The following is an 18,881-nucleotide window of genomic DNA, read 5'->3' as shown; positions in this document are numbered from 1 at the left end:
CAAATCCTTCTGCCGCACCGCCGCGAAGATATCGCCGTGGTAGTCGCGCACCCGCTCGGGAACGCGCGGGATATAAGGCGGAAATTTCAGGTCCGGCCGGTCGATGTCGCAAATCTTGCTGGCATCGGCTAGCCCGAGAAAACCCTCGACCTCGAACGTATCCTCTTGGCTCGCGTGCAACCGCTCGCTGATCTGCCGGCGCAACGCGCGCGGCATGGATTTTTCGATCTCCAGCCGGATCACCTGCCCACGGCGGCGCTGGCGCAAGGCGGATTCGAACTCCACCACGAGGTCCGCGGCTTCGTCGTCGATTTCGATTTCGCTGTCGCGGATAACGCGAAAGGCGCCCGATCCCGCAACCTCGTAGCCCGGAAACATCTTGTGGAAGAATAGGTTGATCAGCGTCTCGATGGTGACAACCTCCACCCGGCCCTCAAGCACCAAGCTCGACGGCAGCGTGATGAACCGGTCGAGATTGGCCGGGACGCGCACCAGCGCCGTCAGCGACGCCGAGCTATTGGGCCGCACCAGCTCGAATGCCAGCGAGAACCCCAGGTTCGGGATGAACGGAAACGGATGCGCCGGATCGACCGCGATCGGGGTCAGCACGGGGAAGATTTCCTCGCGAAACAGCTTGCTGAGGTAATTGACCTGGTCCGGCGTCAGGTCATTGGCTTCGTGGATCACCACGTTCTGCGCGAACAATTCTTCGCGCACCGTCTGCCAGTGGTCCTGCTGCTCCAGTTGCAGATGCTGCGCCAGAGTACCGATTTCCTCGAGCTGCTCGGTTGGCGTCAGCCCGTCGGCGCTCTGCTTGGATAGACCGGCGCGGGTCTGGCCCTTGAGGCCCGCCACGCGCACCATGAAGAATTCATCGAGATTATTGGCCGAAATCGACACGAACCGGAGCCGCTCCAGCAGCGGGTGATGCACATTGGCCGCTTCTTCCAGCACCCGCATGTTGAACTGCAGCCAGCTGACCTCGCGATTGACGAAGCGGGCCGGGCTTTTGCGCAGCTCCTCGATATCGGGCACGCTGACGTCGGTCTCGGTGAATTCGCTCATCTCATTCATCGTCTTGCTCGTCCCGGTCATGTTCATGTTGGCCCGCGCCAAGGGCCACGCGGCGGCGATCGAGCGCATCGGCGGCAATGCTGCGGGTAATGGCGCTTCCCTTGGCCAGCGCCAGCCGGTCCATCAAATCCACCAGAATCACCGCTTCCTCCGTGGAGCGCTCCATGCGCGCAACCAGATAAGCGATGATCTTCGGATCCACGGCGATCTGCCGGTCCCCGAACAATTTCACGAACATCTGTGACAATTGGATGTCATCGCTCATCGCCATGCTGAACGCCGTCGCCCGACGCACTCGCGAGCGCACATCATCGGTCGCCAGCGGCCATTGCGCAACATCTTCCCGCGCCGTCATCAGGATCGCGCGGTTGTCGCGCATCGCCTGGTTGAGCAGATGGAACAGCCCAGCCTCGTCATAGCCGGCCCGGTCGACATCCTCGATCACCAGGGGTTGCTGCCCGCCATCGCGCGCCAGCCGTTCGAGCTCGTGCGCCTCGGCGAAATGGGCCCCGCTGCGGTCGGCAAAAATCCGCGCCAGATGCGACTTGCCCGATTTGGCCGGGCCCAGCACCAGCGTCAGCGGATCGCCCCAACGGGGAAAGGCCTGGACACGGCCATAGGCCAGCTCATTACCCTCCCCGACCAGGAAATCGCCTTCGCCATGCGCCGGCACATGCCCAAGCTCGAGCGGAAGTTGTCCGGAAACCTCGTTTTCCGGCTCTGTGTCAAACCGGCCCAGGGTCGCCACCGGTGCCACCACTCGAACCGAGATAGAGCGTGCTTTCCTTGTACTTGCGCACACCATAGCGCACCAGCACCGAGGCAATGGCAGCCATCGGCACCGCCAGCAACAGGCCCACAAAGCCAAATACCGCGCCCAGGGCGAGCAAAGCGAACATCATCCAGACCGGGTTGATGTTGATCGAGGAGCCCACGAGCTTCGGATACAGAATATTGCCCTCGATGAACTGCCAGAACAGGAACACGCCGGCGACAATGCCGACCATCAGCAGGTCGCCGGAAAACTGGACGATGGCGATGCCGACCGACAGCCCGAAACCCAGGACGAAGCCGACAAAGGGGATAAAGCTCATCAGGCCCGCAATGAGCCCGACAACGAGGCCGAAGTTCAGGCCGATCAAGCTCAGGGCCGTGGCGTAGAATGCCGCATCGATCAGCAGCACGCCGCCCTGCCCGCGGATCACGCCGGCCATGGACTTGTCGATGTCCTTGAGAATGGTGTCGATCTCGCTTTTATGCTCCTTCGGCAGCAGCCCTTCGATACCGTGAACCATGCCTTCCCAATCCAGCAGCAGGTAGAACGCCACCACGGGCGTCAGCACGGTGAAGCCAATGACGGCGGCGCCGGTAAGGCCGATATTGACCAGTTCACCCGGCAAGGTGGCGATGAAGCCGAGCGCCTGCCGCGCCAGATCGTTGATGCTCGCCTGCAGCTGGGCAGCGCGTTCGGGCCCAAGCCATGCATTGATTTCAGGCGACCAGCGCGCAAACAGGGCCTGCAGATCGCTCACATATTGCGGCAGGCGCTGGATCAGGCCGATGATCTGCTGGCCGATCAGCGGCACGAACATGATGAAGATGCTGACCACAATGGTGATCACGCTCAGCAACACGATAGTGGTGGCCCAGGCGCGGTTGATGCGCCACTTCTGCAACTGGTTCACCAGCGGATTGAGCAGGTAGGCCAAAGCGGCGCCGACGATAAACGGCAGCAGGATGGCGCGGAACACCCACAGCATCAGCACCAGGGCAACCAGGAGGCCAATCCAGACCAGGACTTGATTTCGCAGTGTCATGCGGCGGGCAACCCTTGCTTCGGTTCAGTGGAGAAGCTATCAGGCCTCGTAGCGGCCAGCGCGGCAAAGTTCAACCGCTTGAGCTTTTATCCGCGCTGTTGCGCCCGGTTTCCCCAATTTGGCATTGAGGCCCATGTCCGACCCGCAAAACCTGCCACCAAACGGACTGTCATACAAGCAGGCAGGCGTCGACATCGACGCCGGTAACGCCCTGGTAGAAGCGATCAAACCCGCGGTTCGTTCCACGCGCCGCCCCGGCGCCGACGGCGAAATCGGCGGCTTTGGCGGCCTGTTCGACCTCAAGGCCGCCGGCTTCACCGATCCGGTGCTGGTGGCCGCCAATGACGGTGTCGGCACCAAGCTCAAGATTGCCATCGAGACCGGCAACCATTCCACCATCGGGCAGGACCTGGTGGCGATGTGCGTCAACGACATCATCGTGCAGGGCGCCGAGCCGCTGTTCTTTCTCGATTACTTGGCCACCGGCAAGCTCGACGTCGCCCAGGCCACGGCCATTGTTACGGGCATTGCGGAAGGCTGCCGCATCGCCGGTTGCGCCCTGATCGGCGGCGAAACCGCCGAAATGCCGGGCATGTATCACGGCAACGACTATGACTTGGCCGGCTTCGCGGTCGGCGCGGCCGAACGCGGCACGCTGCTGCCGCGCGCCGATATCGCCGAGGGCGATGTTCTGGTCGCCATCGCGTCCTCGGGCGTGCATTCCAACGGCTATTCGCTGGTCCGCAAGATTGTGGAGCTATCTGGCCTCGCCTGGACCGCCGATGCGCCCTTCGCGCCCGGGCAGTCGCTCTCCGAAGCGCTGCTGACGCCGACCCGCATTTATGTAAAACCCCTGCTCGCCGCGCTCAAAGCCGGTATTGCGATCAAGGCCCTGGCGCATATTACCGGCGGCGGCTTTATCGACAACATTCCGCGCGTGCTGCCCGATCACCTTGCCGCCCATGTCGATCTGGCCGCCGTGACCGTGCCGCGCGTCTTCAGCTGGCTGTCCAAGGTCGGCGGCATGAGCGAGCGCGAAATGCTGCGCACCTTCAATTGCGGCGTCGGCATGCTGGTCGCCGTGGCGCCTGACGATGCCGCCAGACTGGTTGAACAGCTCACCGACGCCGGCGAAACCGCTGCCGTGGTCGGCCAACTCACCGCCCGCACCGGCGAGCCGGTCACCTTCCAGGGCGCATTGTCGCTGTGAGCCGCAAACGCGTCGGCATCCTGATCTCGGGGCGCGGCTCCAATATGCAGGCGCTGATCGAAGCCGCCAACGCATCGGACTATCCGGCCGAGATTGTTGGGGTACTCTCCAATCGCGCTGCCGCCCCCGGCCTGGCAATTGCGGCAGCTCATGGCATCGCCATTGCTTCGCTTGCACAGAGCAAGTTCCCCAGCCGTGACATGCTGGAAGACGTCATGACCCAGACACTCGAAAGCTGGGACGTCGACATTGTCTGCTTTGCCGGCTTCATGCGCATTTTGGGCGACGACTTCATCGACCATTGGGCCGGCCGGATGATCAACATCCACCCGTCCCTCCTACCACTTTACAAGGGCCTTCACCCACATCAGCAGGCGCTTGACGCTGGCGCCACCGAACACGGCTGTTCCGTGCATTTCGTCACCCACGGAATGGACGAGGGCCCCGTAATTCTACAGGCAAAGGTGCCCATCCTGCCCGGCGACAATGCGGAAACCTTGGCCGCGCGCACCCTGATCGCGGAACATCGCCTTTATCCGCAGGCGCTGCGGATGTTGGCTTCCGGGGAGATTTCCGCGCCTTAGGTCGCCAAATGGCCCATCGGTTCGCGTTGGCTGTGGCTCAAGCGAGGCCAATCCCATCACCCATATTAATCCCAGCCATCGTCAAAATCGGTTCGACCTTTGTTCTCCTTCGGCCTAGGTTCCGATTTTACCGGGGGAATCGGCATGACATTGCGCGACTGGCTGCTCATCATTCTTATCGGCGCCATTTGGGGCTGCTCGTTCCTGTTCAACGCAATCCTGATCCGCGAACTCGGTCCGATCTGGGTCTCCGCCCTACGCGTCACCGTTGGCGCCCTCGGGTGCTGGGCCTACTTCGTCGCCACGCGCCGCAGCTTGCCGCGCGAACCTGTGCTTTACCTGCAATTCCTGATCCTGGGCGTACTCAACTACGCCATCCCCTTCGCGCTATTCCCCCTGGCCGAACAGGATCTCCCCAGCGGCCTTGTCGGCGTTATTAACGCACTGACGCCGCTGATGACCGTGGTCGTTTCGCACTTCTGGCGCGGCGGCGAGAAGGCCACCATCAACAAATCCATGGGCGTGCTGGTCGGCTTCGTCGGCGCCGCGATCCTGGCCTCGCCCTCGCTCAGCGGCGGCTCGTCCAACCAGCTCTGGGCTATCGGCGCGTGCCTGCTGGCAACGCTGTGCTACGCCTTCACCCTGAACTATGCGCGACGCCTGCGCAGTGTCGACCCCACCACCATCGCCGCCTGCTCGCTGACGGCGGCGGCAATCGTCTCGGTGCCATTCGGCTTCATTTTCGAGGGCATTCCCGTGATCACCCGCATCGAGACCTGGGGTGCGCTGCTGGGCATTGGCCTGCTGTCCAGCAGCTTCGCGTTCCTGCTGATGTACCGCATGCTGCCCCGTGTCGGCGCCACCAACTTCTCGATCAATACCTTCATCACCCCGATCTCAGCGATCCTGCTCGGCGTGCTGGTGCTGCACGAGCGTTTCGAGACGGTTCACATGATCGGGATGGCGGTGATTTTCCTGGGACTGCTGCTGCTCGACGGCCGCGTCCTCAAGATCGGACGTCGCGCAACCGCCTAGCTCCTATGCGGTGATAGCGGCGTCGTGTTTAATCATGCCAAAAGTTTTGGCGCCCGAAGTCAGTCTCGCGATTGCCAGTGCTGCCACAAAATACTGCAGGGCCGCAGCCTGATCCGCGAGAGGAAGTCGATCCTCAACGATGTTCCTTCCTGCAGATTTTCTCTTAATCGCAAAATAGGCATCGGCGGTCTTTGGGTTTCGAATGGCAATCGACACGCTATGCTGGCCATCGGCTGCGAGGGAAACGTAGCTGTCGTAATCGCACGTGCCATCAGCTAAAAAACCGCCCTTTGGATGGAACCTGCCACCAAAGTCTATGGCTATTTTGTTTAAGGTGACGTCAGCAGCTTCCCGGTCGAAAAGCATCATTCCAGTCCCAGCTTTTTCTTCATCAGCTCGTTCAGCGCCTGCGGATTGGCCTTGCCGCCAGAGGCCTTCATGGCCTGGCCGACGAACCAGCCGATCATCGTCGGCTTGGCGAGCACCTTGGCCACCTGATCCGGATTGGCGGCAATAATCTCGTCGATGATCGCTTCGATAGCGCCAAGGTCAGTGACCTGCTTGAGGCCGCGCCGTTCGATCAGCTCGGCCGGATCGGCCGTCTTTTCCTCGGTCAGGATCAGGGCGAAGACATCCTTGGCAATCTTGGTCGAGATGGTGCCATCGGCGATCAGGTCGGCAATGCCGGCGATCTGGCTCGGCGTCACATGGGTTTCGGCAAACGACACCTGCTGGGTGTTTGCATAAGCCGAGAGGTCGCCCATGATGAGGTTGACCACCTGCTTGCCGTCGCGCGCCTTGCCACCGAACTTGACCGTGGTCTCGTAGAAATCGGCAGCTTCGCGGTCCAGCGTCAACACCATCGCGTCATAGACCGAAACGCCGTAGTCGGCGATGAACCGGGCCTGCTTTTCGTCTGGCAATTCGGGCAGCTTGGCCGCCAGCGCGTCGATAAATGCCTGGTCGAATTCAAGCGGCAACAGGTCTGGATCGGGGAAATAGCGGTAATCGTGCGCTTCTTCCTTGGAGCGCATCGAGCGCGTCTCACCCAGCTTGGGATCGAACAGCCGCGTCTCCTGGTCGATGCTGCCGCCGTCTTCGAGAATATCGATCTGCCGGCGCGCTTCGTATTCGATCGCCTGCCCGGCAAAACGCACCGAGTTCACGTTCTTGATTTCGCAACGCGTGCCGAATTCGCCACCCGGCCGCCGCACCGACACGTTGACGTCGGCGCGCATGGAGCCCTGCTCCATATTGCCGTCACAGGTGCCCAGGTAGCGCAGAATCGTGCGCAGCTTGGAGAGGTAGGTCTTGGCCTCCTCGGAGGAGCGCAGATCGGGCTTGCTGACGATTTCCATCAGCGCCACACCGCTTCGGTTCAGGTCGACGAAGCTCATGTTCGGATGCTGGTCATGGATCGACTTGCCGGCGTCCTGCTCCAGGTGCAGCCGCTCGATGCCGATCTCGATTTCGCCGTCCTCGCCCATGTCGAGGAAAACCTTGCCCTCGCCGACAATGGGGTCCTTGAACTGGGAGATCTGATAGCCCTGCGGCAGATCGGGATAGAAGTAATTCTTGCGGTCGAACACGCTGCGCTTGTTGATCTGCGCCTTGAGGCCCAGCCCGGTGCGTACGGCTTGGCGCACGCATTCCTCGTTGATGACCGGCAGCATGCCGGGCATGGCTGCGTCCACGAACGAGACGTTGGAATTGGGCGGATTGCCGAACAGCGTCGAGGAGCCCGAGAACAGCTTGCTCTCGCTGGTCACCTGCGCATGCACTTCCATGCCGATGACGATTTCCCAGTCACCGGTCGAACCGGCGATGAAGCTTTTCGGATTGGGCGTGCGCGTATCGATAAGGGTCAATTGGTCGTCCTGGCGGGAAGGCAAAATGTAGGTAAGTGCTTACTTATTGGCGGCGCTAGATGCAACGGAAACTCGCCGGACCAGAGGGCACAATCTCCTCCACCGTCCTTCCCGCGGACTTGATCCGCGGCGTTAAGAGAGACAAGTCCGCGGGGAGAACGGAGAATGTGGAGAGGGCCTGCCCTCAATCCTCGTCGTCGATCACGCCGACAAACGGGCTCAGCACCTTTTCCAGCCGCACGCTCATGAAGGCTTCATGGGCAGCGCGCCCGTCCGGGCGCATCGCAAGGATTCGATAGCCCTGCTTTTCGTAGAACCGCACCGCCAGCACATTGTCGGCCGGCGTTTCGAGCTGCACTCGATCGGCGCCTTCCAGCTCGAGGATGGTCTCGACGCGCCGCAGCAGCATGCTGCCCAGCCCATTGCCCTGCAGTTCGGGCATCACAAACAGGAACGGAATATAGGCCCGCTTGGCCGCCCGCGAACACCAGGCGACGACGACGCCATCGACTTCGGCCACCGAAATGCGCCCCAGCGTCTCCGACACCACTTGCGCCAGCCGCCGCTGCTCAGCCTCGCGCATGCCGGGTCGCTCTGTCAGCAGCGGCAGAATGCTGCTTTCCCAGGCGCGATAGGCGATATCGGCCAGCCGGCGGGCATCTTCGCTCTCGGCTTTGCGGATGAGGATGCCGGCCATGGGCGCTTCTCCCTATTCGGCGCGGCGGCGCGCCGCGATGATGCCCTTCTCGTAATTGATATTCCAATCGATCAGGGTCCGCCAGATAAGTTCGGCCTGATCCTCGTCGAGATCAAGAGCCAAACTGCGGGTCCGCAATTTCTCGATGATCGCCTCGATCCGCACGGGGTCGCGGGCCTCGTGCGGGTCGGTCTTTATCTCGGCCATCCGCGTCACGTATTGGTGCCGCTCGGCGAACAGCGCCAACAGCGCCTGGTCCACCCGATCGATTTCGGCGCGGACGTCCTCTTTGGTTTCACATTGGGCGGGCTGCTTCAGAGCGGTCACGGCGGCATCCAGTTCACAGAATTCGGTTGTTGCTGGTTTGCACCGGCTTGGCCCCGAATTCAACCGCCGCCGTTCGTCAATCTGGAAACCGGCCTCTGCCAGCGCTATACCGTTCCGGCAAACAAGGTTCTGCCTTCATGTCTACCAAGTCTGAGACCCGCTAGAGCCCGTCCCACTGCGCGACGGGGCATGAATGAACCAGAGGCCGCCGAGCGTTATGCCGGCGAGCGTCTCCGTTTGTTCGCGGGCCAGGTTTCAGGCCGCCCGCTTTTCGGGCCGACACTCAACATGGATATCTCTCGAGACGAACAGCGCGTGCTGCACGCGCTGGCGCAGGGCGGCCGCATTGCGCTGCTCAAGACCGAAAATGGCAAGATCACCGGTTTGGAGTTTTTCAACCGCGAAGGCTGGTTGATGAGCAACTGCAACTTGGCCCTGTTCAAGAAGCTCAAGGCCAGGAAGGCGATCAAATCGTCTGGAGGCCAGCCCTATCGGATAACCCGGCGCGGCCTTGAACTGGTAAGGAGTGAATACAACAACCGGTGACTCGCCGGCTGTCCTGGCGAGAGCCGGGGCAGCCCTAGTCTCCCCTCAGGACAAACCATGACCCGATCAATCCGGCTGGGCGCTATCTGCTGGCTACTCACCGTGATCTTTCCGCTCGCTCAGGCCATTGCCCAGGCCGCGTGGCCACAATACTCGATGGTCACGAACGACATCAGCCTGCTCGGCGTCACCACCTGCGGCCAGTATGTCAACGAGGCGCCCGGCGGCATAGCCTATGTGTGTTCACCGCTCAGCGTGGTGTTCAATGCCGGCATGATCCTCAATGGCATCATGGTGGTCCTGGGAGCCTGGCTGACCAGTCGGGCCTGGCCGCCCCGCTGGCTGGCCACCGCCGGGCTCTGGCTGCTGGCCATCGGGGGCGACGGGAGCATTCTCGTCGGCCTGTTTCCTCTCAATGTGTATTTTTCACTGCACGCGGCGGGCGCGCTGCTGGCGCTGGGGGTCGCGGACCTGGGCTTTTTATGTCTGGCCATCGCGCTCCGGCGCCAGTCACCGCGCTTTGCGCTTTATTGCCTGCTCACCGGTCTCGTGACCCTGTCCAGCTTTGTGCTTTACCTTGCCGGCTATGACCTCGGCATTGGCCGCGGCGTCCTCGAGCGCCTGGCTGCCTGGCCCCATACGCTGTGGTACATGATCGCGGCGCTGTTGATCCTGCGCGGCGCGTTCGGAACGGAACCGTCGTCAAAGCAACGCGTCAGTGCCGCGTGACCTCGCTCAGCGCCGCCGCGATATGCTCCCACTCTGAAGACACGCTCGGTGTCGCCCGCTTTTTGCCGGCGCGGCGATACCAGTAATCGGCATTGCCCATATCGGCCTCGATCCAGTGCATCAGCGCATGCACCCAGTCGAACGCCTGCACGCCCTCCATCGCCTGCACGATATTATGCGCCTGCTCCCATTCGGGACCGACGCGCAGGCTGCCCTTCTTGAGCCACCACAGCGCCTGCAACGGCTTGCTCATATCCTTGGGCGGCTCGGACCAATCGAGTGTCGTGAAAATGTCAGCGGCCATCGATGATTTCCTTGTCGGCCCCGACGTCGCGCGCGGCGCCGTCACAACCAGTTTCAATTTCTGCATTGGCGCCAAATAAGGCGGAAACCCTCTGCGATCAAGGGGGCCGCCCGTCGCGCCGCGCTACCGGCCCGTTTCAGTCGGGAAACACCCGCAGGCCGAACGGCCCCACTAGCGCACTCAACTGCGACTCACTGACCTTGATGCCGGCATGATTGCGCGCCCGCGTCAGATCGAGCCCGCTGACGACCGCATCACGCAGGTCGGCCCCGTCCATGTCCGCTTCGTCGATGATCGCCGCCGACAGGTCGGCCTTGCGAAACCCGGTTTTGCTGAGGCTGGTGCGCGAAAAATCCACCTGCCGCAGGCTGCTGCCGGCAAAATCGCAATCCTCCAGCACCACGCCGCGAAAATTGGCAAAATCCAGTGCGCTATCGATGAACCGCCCCGCCGCCACGCTATTGCGTCCGCTCTTGCGCACGAAGCTCGCATCCTCGAAATCGGCGCCGGAGGCCTTGCAGCGCTCCAGCGTCAGCCCATGCAAATTGGCTCCCGCGAACCGCGCCAGCGACAGGTTGCACTCGATGAAGTGGGCACCGCGCAATTGTGCGTCGGCAAACTCGCAACCCTTGCGGGCGTCGCTGTCGAACAGCACGCACCGGGTGAATTTCACATTGACCAGGTCGGCCTTGGTGAACTTGCAATTGAGGAAGGTGACATCCTCGAACACCGACTCGTTGAGCTCGGCTCCTGCCAGCGCGCCATCGCGCAGCTGACAGTTGCGCAGGCGCACCTGCCCGCTCGGCAGGTCGCGCCAGTCGATCTCGAACAGGTCCTCGCCCTCGATAATCTCGCCGGCGCGAACCGCGTCGTCGAACGCCGCCTGGCGTATCACCACCAGGGCTTTGGCGAAAAGTCCATATTGGCGCTGCGCTCGATCACGCGTGCAGCTGCGAACAGGGTTTCCTCGTCGAACGGTTTACCGATGAGCTGCAGGCCCAGCGGGAGCCCCTGCCCGTCCTTGCCCGCCGGCACGGCAATGCCCGGCAGGCCCGCCATGTTGACGGTCACGGTGAACACGTCATTGAGGTACATCTTGACCGGATCGGCAGCCATGGCCTCATCGCCAATGCCGAAAGCCGCCGATGGCGTTGCCGGCGTCAGGATCGCGTCGACCCCGGCGTTGAACGCATCCTCGAAGTCCTTCTTGATGAGCGTCCGCACCTTCTGCGCCTGCACGTAATAGGCGTCGAAATAACCGGCAGACAGCACGTATGTGCCGATCATGATGCGACGCTTGACCTCGCGGCCGAAGCCGGCGGCCCGCGTCAGCTCGTACATGTCGGTGATGTCTTTGCCGCTCACGCGCAGGCCATACTTGACGCCATCATAGCGCGCCAGGTTCGACGAAGCCTCGGCGGGCGCGACGATATAATAGGCTGGCAGCGCATATTTCGTGTGCGGCAGCGAGATGTCGCGGACGGTCGCGCCCTCGGCGCGGAGCCAGTCGAGGCCCTGCTGCCAGAGCTTTTCGATTTCGGCAGGCATGCCGTCCATGCGATATTCGCGCGGTACGCCAATGGTGAGGCCTTTGACCCCGCGTTCGACGGCGGCGGCAAAGTCCGGCACCGCCAACTGCGCGCTGGTCGAATCCTTGGGATCAAACCCGGACATCGAGGTCATCATCACGGCCGCGTCTTCGACTGTGCGCGCGATCGGCCCCGCCTGATCCAGCGAAGAGGCAAACGCCACCACGCCCCAACGCGAGCAGCGCCCGTAGGTCGGCTTGATGCCGACGGTGCCGGTGAAGGCCGCCGGCTGGCGGATCGAGCCGCCCGTATCGGTCGCCGTCGCCGCGGCGCAGAGCCAAGCCGAAACCGCCGCAGCCGAACCGCCCGACGAGCCACCCGGAACCAGGTTGGCATTGCTGCTTTCGGCACGGAACGGGCTGATTACCGGGCCATAAAACGAGGTCTCGTTGGACGAACCCATGGCGAATTCGTCCATGTTGAGCTTGCCCAGCATGACCGCGCCGTCACGCCACAGATTGCTCGTGACGGTGGATTCGTATTCCGGCTTGAAGCCGTCGAGAATGTGGCTGGCCGCCTGCGTGTGCACGCCCTTGGTGCCGAACAGGTCCTTGATGCCCAGCGGAATGCCTTCCAGCGCCCCACCCTCGCCCTGCGCGAGCTTGGCGTCGCTGGCCTTGGCCATGCTCAGCGCCTGCTCGCCTGTCACTGCCACATAGGCGTTCAGCGCCGGATTGGCTGCCTCGATGGCGCTGAGATAAGCGCCGGTCAGCTCGGTTGAGCTGAAGGATTTTGCCGCAAGGCCCTTGCGGGCTTCAACGAGGCTCAGTTTGGTCAGATCGGTCAACGGGGTAACTCGCTCAGATTGTCGCAGCGGTGATACATGGTAACGCCGGGATTGGTGGTCGGCCCGGGTGGTTCGGCATTGCCCGACGAGACCATCATCGCGTCGTAGCTGGATACCACCTGAATGCTCGTTTCGTCATAGGGACTGATCGATAGCGTATCGGGATAGACTTCGCCGGGCGCTTCGCAAACCGCCGAAACGAACAGGAAGCTGCTGCCCTTACTGCCCTTCACATCCATGAAGTTGCAGTGAAATTCCATACCCTGGATACCGTCGGTCAACGACATCGCGAGAAAGTCAGTGTCGTTGAAGGCGTCGACGCCAACATCCTGCAGCTTTTGGCAGGCCGCCGGATCGGTGACGTAGAGCTTGGACTTATCCACGCTCAATTCCTGCGCCCCCACAGACACCGTCAGCAGGCCCAGCAGCACCATGCTCGCTGTCGCTTTCATCATTTGATGAAATCCGCCGGCTTGAGAGCGTCGCACTTTGTATAGACGCCCGCATAGCTTTCCGGATCGCGCTCGGCGTCGGTGCTATCGCCATGTTTCATGGAAATGATTTCCACCATTGCCGGCGGCGTGCCTTCCTGATCGCCCCAGGCGAGGTTGATATTGCCCGAGTCCGAAGTCACCACGACATTGTCGATGAACGCCAGGTATGGTCCGTCGCAACGCGCCGTCGCATAGACCTCTTGGGTGCCGCCCCAATTGGACTCGTTCATGTGCACATCGACCAGCTTGCAGCCGAGTTCGCCCATCCAGATGCCAACGCGCGGCGACACCGCAGCGGCCTTCAGGTCGAACAGGACTTGTCCCATATCCGCCTCGCCGGCGCGTTCGCACACGGCGGGGTCGGTCACATAAACCGCGTCATACTGGTCGGCCATGGCAGTCCCAACGCTCACCAGCATCAACGCCGCCGCAATTCCAAATTTTTTCACGCCGGTTGTTCCATGTTGAGGGGCATTTCAAAGAATGCCGACCATTCGCTATCGGGATAGTCATAAAATGCGCCGCGCGGGGTAAATCCGCTGCGGGTATAAAGCCGATGGGCCCCGTCGAAGCCCGGCCCAACACCGGTCTCCAGCATCAGGTGCACCACGCCCTTGTCGCGCGCTTGCGCCACGATCGCCGCCAGCAACGCCGAGCCCACCCGCTGTCCGCGCACCGCAGGATCGGTGAACATGCGCTTGACCTCGGCGGTCCCGTCATCGGCCAGCTTGAGCGCCCCGCAACCGATTGCCGCGCCGGCGGCGTCGCGCGCTACGAACACCGTCGTCGCCGCATCGGCCATCTGCTCCACCGTCATCTTGAACTGGAATTCCAGAGGCGATAGCGGCAACAAATGCTCGTTCAACTGCGCGACTAGGCGGCGCACCTCGTCTTGCAACGGCGTCTCGATGGCGACCGTCACGGCCATGATCTACTCGATCACCTTGGGCACCATGAAGAAATTGTCTTCGCTCAGCGGCGCATTGGCGACGATCCGCTCCGGGTAACCGCCATCGGTCACCACGTCATCGCGCCGGCGCAGGACCATCGGCGTCACCGACGTCATCGGCTCGACACCGGTCACATCGACCTCGCTGAGCTGCTCGACAAACCCCAGGATCGTATTGAGCTCGTCCTGATAGGTGGCCACTTCGTTGTCTTCGATACGAATGCGCGCCAGGCGCCCAATGCGCTTCACGGTTGCGGCGTCGACCGACATGGCTTGTCTCCAGGCTTGGGAAGTGATGCGCTTTTAACAACGCCTCGCGCCAGATCGCAACAATCTTTGCGATAATCGCGATTTTAGCCGGGTTGCTACACTTCCAGCGCCAGTCCTGGCTCCAGCGCCATCAATCCCGTCCCATGCAGCTCGTCCTTCACCCGCAGAATCACCGCGTCCACCGCCGCCTCAGGGCCAGCAACCGCGATCAGCTTCGGCCCCAACCGCTCCAGTACATTGGCCGCCAGTCCCGGCAGCGCCTCCGAAGCCCCTGCGACCACAACCACCCCATTGGCCGCCCAACGCCCCATGCGTTCGATTTGGCCGGTCACGATCAGCAGGGGCTGCTCGCCCACTGCATCCAACAGGATCGCCGTGTCGCCCTCCCGGTACACCGCCACCGCCGGCAGGTCGCTCTCATCGATCAGCGCTGGCACCTTGCGCGGCGCCCACCGCGCCGGATCGATAGCATCCAGCCCATCCAGATCAGCAAACGACAACTGCCGATCCGCCCCCGACACCAGCTCCGTCCGATCGATTCCCGCCGGCGCCCCCGCGGCATCGATCACCAGCATCGCCCCGCCGATATGCACCCGCATCGTCGTGCCGCCGAACCAGGTCAGTTTCATGCTTCGATTCCAGTCGCCAAATTTGCCCGCAAACTATAGGACGGAGCCAACGACACAAAGCCGAGACCTCATGTCCGACGACGAATTCGCCAATCCGCTGGCCAATATCCCCGCGAGCGGCCGCATCATGGGGCTCGACCTGGGCACAAAGACCATCGGCGTCGCCATTTCCGATGGGATGCGCTATTCGGCGACCCCGCTCGAAACCATCAAGCGCACCAAATTCACCGCCGACGCCATCCGGCTCGATGAGATCATCGCGCAAAACGCCATCATTGCGGTCATCCTTGGTCTGCCGCTGAACATGGACGGCTCCGAAGGCCCCCGCGTTCAATCCACCCGCGCCTTCGCCCGCAGCCTCGCCCAGCGCATCACCCTTCCCATCGCCTTCTGGGACGAACGGTTGTCCACCAGTGCGGTGACCCGCATGATGATCCAGGCGGACCTGCGCCGCGACCGTCGCGCAGAGGTCGTGGATAAGCTGGCCGCGAGCTACATTTTGCAGGGCGCACTGGATCGGCTGCGTCCGCGCTGAGGCCATTCGCTGCGGAAAAATCACACAACCGCCTTGCCCCTCGCGCCCCCCTCCCGTAAACCCCACCAAACAATACGGATGGGAGCGCATGGCCCAAGCTTCGCCAGGCAAAGCCTCGATGACCTCGACCGCCTCCTCCGGCGATTTTCCCCCATTCAATCAGCGCCATCTGCTCTCGATTGCAGACCTCAAGCAGCACGAGATCATCGACCTGCTCGATCGCGCCGAGCGCATGGTCCCGGTGTCCCGGCAGGAGCGCAAGACGCTCCCGACGCTGGCGGGTAAAACCCAGATCAACCTGTTCTTCGAAGCCTCGACCCGCACCCAGGGCTCGTTCGAAATCGCCGGCAAGCGCCTCGGCGCGCTTGTGATGAACATGTCGGTCAAGACCTCCTCGGTCTCCAAGGGCGAAACCCTGATCGATACCGCCAGCACCCTCAACGCCATGCGGCCGGACGTCATCGTCGTCCGTCACTCGGCTGCCGGCGCGGTGGAATTGCTGAGCCAGAAGGTCGGCTGCGCCGTCATCAATGCGGGCGACGGCGCCCATGAGCATCCCACCCAGGCCCTGCTCGATGCTCTCACCATCCGCCGCCACAAGGGCCGCATTTCCGGGCTGACTGTGGCCATCTGCGGCGATATCGCCAATTCCCGCGTCGTCCGCTCCAATCTGCTGCTGCTCGGCGCGCTCAACGTGCGTACCCGCGTCATCGCCCCGCGTAACCTGCTCCCAGCCGGCATCGAATCGCTGGCCACGGAAGTCTTCACCGACATGCGCGAAGGCCTTGCCGGCGCCGATGTGGTCATGATGCTGCGCCTGCAGCATGAGCGCGCCAACGGCCGCATGATCCCCTCGGTGCGCGAATACTACCGCTTCTACGGCCTCGACGCCGAAAAGCTCGGCTTCGCCAAGCCCGACGCCATCGTCATGCATCCCGGCCCGATGAACCGCGGCGTCGAGATCGATCCGGCGATCGCCGATGGTGTGCAATCAGTCATCAACGAACAGGTCGAAATGGGCGTCGCCGTGCGCATGGCCGTGCTCGATGCGCTGCTGCCGGCCGGAGACCAGTCATGAGCCGGCCCGTCCTCATCGAAAATGCCCGCATCGTCGATCCGGGCACCATGACCGATCATCAAGGCGCGGTGCTGATCGAAAAGGGCGTCATAGCCGATATCGTTCAGGGCGGCCCAGTCGGCGTGCCCGAGGATGCAGAAGTTATCAATGCCAAGGGGCTGATTCTCGCCCCCGGCCTGATCGACATGCGCGTCTTCACTGGCGAGCCCGGCAAGGAATACCGCGAAACCCTGCAATCGGCGGGCGAGGCCGCCGCTGCGGGTGGCGTAACCAGCTTCGTCATGATGCCGGACACCACGCCCGTCGTGGACGATGGCGCGCTGATCGATTTCCTGATCCGCCGGGCGGGCGCCACCAGCAAGGTCAATGTGCTGCCGGCCGGAGCGATCACTAAAGGCCTCAACGGCTCCGAGATCACCGAGTTCGGCCTGCTCAAGGAGGCCGGCGCCGTTTGCCTCACCGATGGCCGTCGCTCGATCCAGTCCAATTCGCTGCTGCGCACCGCCTTCAGCTACGCCGCCAACTACGACATGCAGATCATCCACCACGTCGCCGATCGCGAATTGACCGGCGACGGCGTGATGAACGAGGGCCTGTTCGCCACCATTCTGGGCCTACGCGGCATTCCGCTGGAAGCCGAGACCATCCCGCTTGCCCGCGACCTGCAACTGGCCGTGCTGACCGGCACCCGCTACCACGCCGCGCAAATCTCGACGGCTTACTCGGCTTCCCTCGTCCGCGAAGCCAAGCGCCGGTCGAAGAAGATCACCTGCGGCATCTCGATCAATAACCTGTCGCTCAACGAAAACGACATCGGCCGCTACCGCACCTTCTTCAAGCTCGCAACGCCGCTCCGCACCGAAGACGACCGCCAAGCCATGATCGAGGGGCTGCGAAGCGGCGTTATCGACACCATCCATTCCGATCACGATCCGCAGGATAGCGAGGTCAAGCGCATGCCCTTCGCCGAAGCCTCGGACGGCGCCATTGGCCTCGAAACCCTGCTCGCTGCCGCGCTGCGCCTCGTCCATTCGCGCGATGTCGATCTGATGACCGTGCTGCGCGCCATGACCTTCCGCCCCGCGCAAATCCTCGGCCTGCCCTCCGGCCGCATCGCCAAGGGCGCACCCGCCGATCTGATCCTGTTCGATCTCGATTATCCCTGGCAGGTCGCCGAACGCGATTTCCACTCGCGCTCGCGAAATACCGCCTTTGAAGGCGCGCGACTTGCTGGCAAGGTGATGCGAACCATTGTGAGCGGCCAAACCGTCCACACCTTCGCCGAGGAGACGCCGTGACCATCAACTTTCTCTACGCCGCCATCCTCGGCTATTTCTGCGGCTCGGTGCCCTTCGGCCTGCTATTGACCCGCGCCGCGGGCCTTGGCGATGTCCGCTCCATCGGCTCCGGCAGTATCGGCGCCACCAATGTGCTGCGCACCGGCAATCGTTGGCTCGCCGCGGCCACGCTCGTTCTCGACGCCGGCAAGGCCGCGCTGCCGGTGCTCTTCGCCCGCTATTTCTGGGGCGAGCAGGCCGCCCTCCTCTGCGCCATCTTCGCATTCCTCGGCCATTGCTTTCCGGTCTGGCTCAATTTCAAGGGCGGCAAGGGCGTTGCCGTGATGATCGGCTCGCTGCTGGCCCTGTCGTGGCCCGTGGGGCTGATCTTCTGCGCCGTCTGGCTGGTCATCGCCTTCGCCCGCAAGATGAGCTCGCTGGCCGCCCTGACCGCCGCTGCGACGGCCCCGATCTTTGCCTATGTCGTGGTCAACGAATGGCTGGCCGCCACCGCCGCCCTGATGGCCATTCTGCTGTTCTACCAGCACCGCGCCAATATCGCGCGCCTGCTCAACAATACCGAGCCCAAGATCGGCTCGGAGAAGAAAGCCCCCACGGCGTGAGCCTCGTCGCGCCAGGCCTGGTCCTGACGCGTTCGCAACGCACAGCCTGGCTTCGCCTGATCCGCACTGAAAATGTCGGCCCCGTCACTTTCCGCCAATTGCTGAACCGCTTCGGTTCGGCCGAGGCCGCCATCGAGGCCCTGCCCGGCCTGCTCAAGCGCACCGGCAAGGCCCCGCGCATCACCACGCAGATGCAGGCCGAGGACGAGCTAGCCGGCCTCGAACGCTACGGCGCCAAGCTCGTGGCGACTGGCGAAGCCGAATACCCCGATCTGCTCAACTATATCCCCGCCTCGCCGCCGCTGATCACCATGGCCGGCGGCGAGAATCTCGACTGGGCCCGCGCTGTCGGCATGGTCGGCGCGCGCAACGCGTCCTCCGCCGGTATCAAGATGACGCGCATGCTGGCGCTCGATCTCGGCGAGCGTGGGTACACAATTGTCTCCGGCCTCGCCCGCG

At 62.9% G+C, this 18,881-nt stretch carries 24 protein-coding genes and 1 pseudogene; 10 read left to right on the top strand and 15 right to left on the bottom strand.

Annotated elements, in window-relative coordinates:
* From JWP26_RS14005 to JWP26_RS13995, 3 genes and pseudogenes are all read right to left on the bottom strand, one after another.
* Positions 1-1,065: pseudogene (locus JWP26_RS14005) on the bottom strand (RNA degradosome polyphosphate kinase); the annotation flags it as partial.
* 1 nt (position 1,066) lies between these two features.
* Positions 1,067-1,822 (bottom strand): hypothetical protein, encoded by a 756-nt coding sequence (locus JWP26_RS14000; protein ID WP_299728719.1) that lies wholly within the window; start codon positions 1,820-1,822, stop codon positions 1,067-1,069.
* Positions 1,800-2,891, bottom strand: coding sequence for an AI-2E family transporter (locus JWP26_RS13995; protein ID WP_299728716.1), 1,092 nt, complete (start codon positions 2,889-2,891; stop codon positions 1,800-1,802). Before JWP26_RS13995 ends, JWP26_RS14000 begins: the two co-directional genes overlap by 23 nt.
* Positions 2,892-3,024: 133 nt before the next feature.
* Here JWP26_RS13995 and purM point away from each other — a divergent pair, with 133 nt between their 5' ends.
* The 3 genes from purM (at position 3,025) to JWP26_RS13980 (ending at position 5,720) form a co-directional block, all read left to right on the top strand.
* Positions 3,025-4,101 (top strand): phosphoribosylformylglycinamidine cyclo-ligase, encoded by a 1,077-nt coding sequence (gene purM, locus JWP26_RS13990; protein WP_299728714.1) that lies wholly within the window; start codon positions 3,025-3,027, stop codon positions 4,099-4,101.
* Positions 4,098-4,685: a phosphoribosylglycinamide formyltransferase gene (purN, locus tag JWP26_RS13985; protein ID WP_299728712.1), complete on the top strand. Its 588-nt coding sequence runs from the start codon at positions 4,098-4,100 to the stop codon at positions 4,683-4,685. The genes purM and purN overlap by 4 nt, the downstream gene beginning before the upstream one ends.
* Positions 4,686-4,829: 144 nt before the next feature.
* Positions 4,830-5,720 (top strand): DMT family transporter, encoded by an 891-nt coding sequence (locus JWP26_RS13980; protein WP_299728710.1) that lies wholly within the window; start codon positions 4,830-4,832, stop codon positions 5,718-5,720.
* 3 nt (positions 5,721-5,723) lie between these two features.
* On the opposite strand, the gene JWP26_RS13975 is transcribed toward JWP26_RS13980, so the two are convergent.
* The 4 genes from JWP26_RS13975 to JWP26_RS13960 all read right to left on the bottom strand — a co-directional run bounded on the left by JWP26_RS13975 (position 5,724) and on the right by JWP26_RS13960 (position 8,612).
* A complete protein-coding gene (locus JWP26_RS13975) occupies positions 5,724-6,089 on the bottom strand; it encodes a hypothetical protein (RefSeq protein ID WP_299728709.1) in 366 nt (121 codons plus the stop codon).
* A complete protein-coding gene (gene gatB, locus JWP26_RS13970) occupies positions 6,086-7,588 on the bottom strand; it encodes an Asp-tRNA(Asn)/Glu-tRNA(Gln) amidotransferase subunit GatB (protein WP_299728707.1) in 1,503 nt (500 codons plus the stop codon). The genes JWP26_RS13975 and gatB overlap by 4 nt, the downstream gene beginning before the upstream one ends.
* 184 nt (positions 7,589-7,772) lie before the next feature.
* Positions 7,773-8,285, bottom strand: coding sequence for a GNAT family N-acetyltransferase (locus JWP26_RS13965; protein WP_299728705.1), 513 nt, complete (start codon positions 8,283-8,285; stop codon positions 7,773-7,775).
* Positions 8,286-8,297: 12 nt separating this feature from the next.
* The gene (locus tag JWP26_RS13960) at positions 8,298-8,612 is read right to left on the bottom strand and encodes a chorismate mutase (RefSeq protein WP_299728703.1); all 315 of its coding nucleotides are present in this window, start codon (positions 8,610-8,612) and stop codon (positions 8,298-8,300) included.
* A gap of 288 nt (positions 8,613-8,900) precedes the next feature.
* Here JWP26_RS13960 and JWP26_RS13955 point away from each other — a divergent pair, with 288 nt between their 5' ends.
* On the top strand, positions 8,901-9,158 hold the full coding sequence (locus tag JWP26_RS13955) for a YjhX family toxin (protein WP_299728728.1): 258 nt from the start codon (positions 8,901-8,903) through the stop codon (positions 9,156-9,158).
* A 57-nt stretch (positions 9,159-9,215) separates the two neighbouring features.
* Entirely contained in the window at positions 9,216-9,887 is a 672-nt protein-coding gene (locus tag JWP26_RS13950; RefSeq protein WP_299728701.1) for a DUF998 domain-containing protein, read from the top strand.
* Here JWP26_RS13950 and JWP26_RS13945 read toward each other — a convergent pair.
* The 8 genes from JWP26_RS13945 to JWP26_RS13910 form a co-directional block, all read right to left on the bottom strand.
* Positions 9,874-10,191, bottom strand: coding sequence for a hypothetical protein (locus JWP26_RS13945; RefSeq protein WP_299728699.1), 318 nt, complete (start codon positions 10,189-10,191; stop codon positions 9,874-9,876). The genes JWP26_RS13950 and JWP26_RS13945 overlap by 14 nt on opposite strands.
* A 136-nt stretch (positions 10,192-10,327) precedes the next feature.
* Positions 10,328-11,089, bottom strand: coding sequence for a pentapeptide repeat-containing protein (locus JWP26_RS13940; RefSeq protein WP_299728697.1), 762 nt, complete (start codon positions 11,087-11,089; stop codon positions 10,328-10,330).
* Positions 11,083-12,594, bottom strand: a complete 1,512-nt coding sequence (gene gatA / locus JWP26_RS13935; protein WP_299728725.1) for an Asp-tRNA(Asn)/Glu-tRNA(Gln) amidotransferase subunit GatA — start codon at positions 12,592-12,594, stop codon at positions 11,083-11,085. Before gatA ends, JWP26_RS13940 begins: the two co-directional genes overlap by 7 nt.
* Positions 12,564-13,022, bottom strand: a complete 459-nt coding sequence (locus tag JWP26_RS13930) for a hypothetical protein (RefSeq protein ID WP_299728696.1) — start codon at positions 13,020-13,022, stop codon at positions 12,564-12,566. The genes gatA and JWP26_RS13930 overlap by 31 nt, the downstream gene beginning before the upstream one ends.
* On the bottom strand, positions 13,019-13,510 hold the full coding sequence (locus tag JWP26_RS13925) for a hypothetical protein (protein WP_299728695.1): 492 nt from the start codon (positions 13,508-13,510) through the stop codon (positions 13,019-13,021). Before JWP26_RS13925 ends, JWP26_RS13930 begins: the two co-directional genes overlap by 4 nt.
* The gene (locus JWP26_RS13920) at positions 13,507-13,989 is read right to left on the bottom strand and encodes a GNAT family N-acetyltransferase (RefSeq protein ID WP_299728694.1); all 483 of its coding nucleotides are present in this window, start codon (positions 13,987-13,989) and stop codon (positions 13,507-13,509) included. Before JWP26_RS13920 ends, JWP26_RS13925 begins: the two co-directional genes overlap by 4 nt.
* 3 nt (positions 13,990-13,992) lie before the next feature.
* Entirely contained in the window at positions 13,993-14,280 is a 288-nt protein-coding gene (gene gatC, locus JWP26_RS13915; protein ID WP_299728692.1) for an Asp-tRNA(Asn)/Glu-tRNA(Gln) amidotransferase subunit GatC, read from the bottom strand.
* A gap of 95 nt (positions 14,281-14,375) precedes the next feature.
* Positions 14,376-14,909 (bottom strand): hypothetical protein, encoded by a 534-nt coding sequence (locus JWP26_RS13910; protein ID WP_299728690.1) that lies wholly within the window; start codon positions 14,907-14,909, stop codon positions 14,376-14,378.
* A gap of 70 nt (positions 14,910-14,979) precedes the next feature.
* Between JWP26_RS13910 and ruvX the strand changes: the two genes are divergently transcribed.
* The 5 genes from ruvX to JWP26_RS13885 form a co-directional block, all read left to right on the top strand.
* Entirely contained in the window at positions 14,980-15,444 is a 465-nt protein-coding gene (gene ruvX / locus JWP26_RS13905; RefSeq protein WP_299728688.1) for a Holliday junction resolvase RuvX, read from the top strand.
* 118 nt (positions 15,445-15,562) lie between these two features.
* Positions 15,563-16,522 (top strand): aspartate carbamoyltransferase catalytic subunit, encoded by a 960-nt coding sequence (locus JWP26_RS13900; protein WP_299728722.1) that lies wholly within the window; start codon positions 15,563-15,565, stop codon positions 16,520-16,522.
* A complete protein-coding gene (pyrC, locus tag JWP26_RS13895) occupies positions 16,519-17,820 on the top strand; it encodes a dihydroorotase (protein WP_299728686.1) in 1,302 nt (433 codons plus the stop codon). The genes JWP26_RS13900 and pyrC overlap by 4 nt, the downstream gene beginning before the upstream one ends.
* The gene (gene plsY / locus JWP26_RS13890) at positions 17,817-18,422 is read left to right on the top strand and encodes a glycerol-3-phosphate 1-O-acyltransferase PlsY (protein ID WP_299728684.1); all 606 of its coding nucleotides are present in this window, start codon (positions 17,817-17,819) and stop codon (positions 18,420-18,422) included. Before pyrC ends, plsY begins: the two co-directional genes overlap by 4 nt.
* Positions 18,419-18,881 (top strand): DNA-processing protein DprA (locus JWP26_RS13885; protein ID WP_299728682.1); only part of this gene is annotated, 463 nt, incomplete at its 3' end. The genes plsY and JWP26_RS13885, both read left to right, overlap by 4 nt.

Origin of the sequence: Devosia sp. (assembly GCF_028290435.1) — a bacterium.
Lineage (GTDB): Bacteria > Pseudomonadota > Alphaproteobacteria > Rhizobiales > Devosiaceae > Devosia.
This window is presented reverse-complemented; position numbering and strand designations above follow the sequence as displayed.

Excerpts from the sequence above, each read along its gene's own strand:
- JWP26_RS13965 (WP_299728705.1), bottom strand. The coding sequence starts at position 8,285 with ATGGCCGGCATCCTCATCCGCAAAGCCGAGAGCGAAGATGCCCGCCGG.
- JWP26_RS13975 (WP_299728709.1), bottom strand. The coding sequence starts at position 6,089 with ATGATGCTTTTCGACCGGGAAGCTGCTGACGTCACCTTAAACAAAATA.
- gatC (WP_299728692.1), bottom strand. The coding sequence starts at position 14,280 with ATGTCGGTCGACGCCGCAACCGTGAAGCGCATTGGGCGCCTGGCGCGC.
- ruvX (WP_299728688.1), top strand. The coding sequence starts at position 14,980 with ATGTCCGACGACGAATTCGCCAATCCGCTGGCCAATATCCCCGCGAGC.
- JWP26_RS13980 (WP_299728710.1), top strand. The coding sequence starts at position 4,830 with ATGACATTGCGCGACTGGCTGCTCATCATTCTTATCGGCGCCATTTGG.
- JWP26_RS13945 (WP_299728699.1), bottom strand. The coding sequence starts at position 10,191 with ATGGCCGCTGACATTTTCACGACACTCGATTGGTCCGAGCCGCCCAAG.
- purM (WP_299728714.1), top strand. The coding sequence starts at position 3,025 with ATGTCCGACCCGCAAAACCTGCCACCAAACGGACTGTCATACAAGCAG.
- JWP26_RS13995 (WP_299728716.1), bottom strand. The coding sequence starts at position 2,891 with ATGACACTGCGAAATCAAGTCCTGGTCTGGATTGGCCTCCTGGTTGCC.
- JWP26_RS13950 (WP_299728701.1), top strand. The coding sequence starts at position 9,216 with ATGACCCGATCAATCCGGCTGGGCGCTATCTGCTGGCTACTCACCGTG.
- JWP26_RS13900 (WP_299728722.1), top strand. The coding sequence starts at position 15,563 with ATGACCTCGACCGCCTCCTCCGGCGATTTTCCCCCATTCAATCAGCGC.
- JWP26_RS13920 (WP_299728694.1), bottom strand. The coding sequence starts at position 13,989 with ATGGCCGTGACGGTCGCCATCGAGACGCCGTTGCAAGACGAGGTGCGC.
- JWP26_RS13930 (WP_299728696.1), bottom strand. The coding sequence starts at position 13,022 with ATGATGAAAGCGACAGCGAGCATGGTGCTGCTGGGCCTGCTGACGGTG.
- pyrC (WP_299728686.1), top strand. The coding sequence starts at position 16,519 with ATGAGCCGGCCCGTCCTCATCGAAAATGCCCGCATCGTCGATCCGGGC.
- JWP26_RS13955 (WP_299728728.1), top strand. The coding sequence starts at position 8,901 with ATGGATATCTCTCGAGACGAACAGCGCGTGCTGCACGCGCTGGCGCAG.
- JWP26_RS13910 (WP_299728690.1), bottom strand. The coding sequence starts at position 14,909 with ATGAAACTGACCTGGTTCGGCGGCACGACGATGCGGGTGCATATCGGC.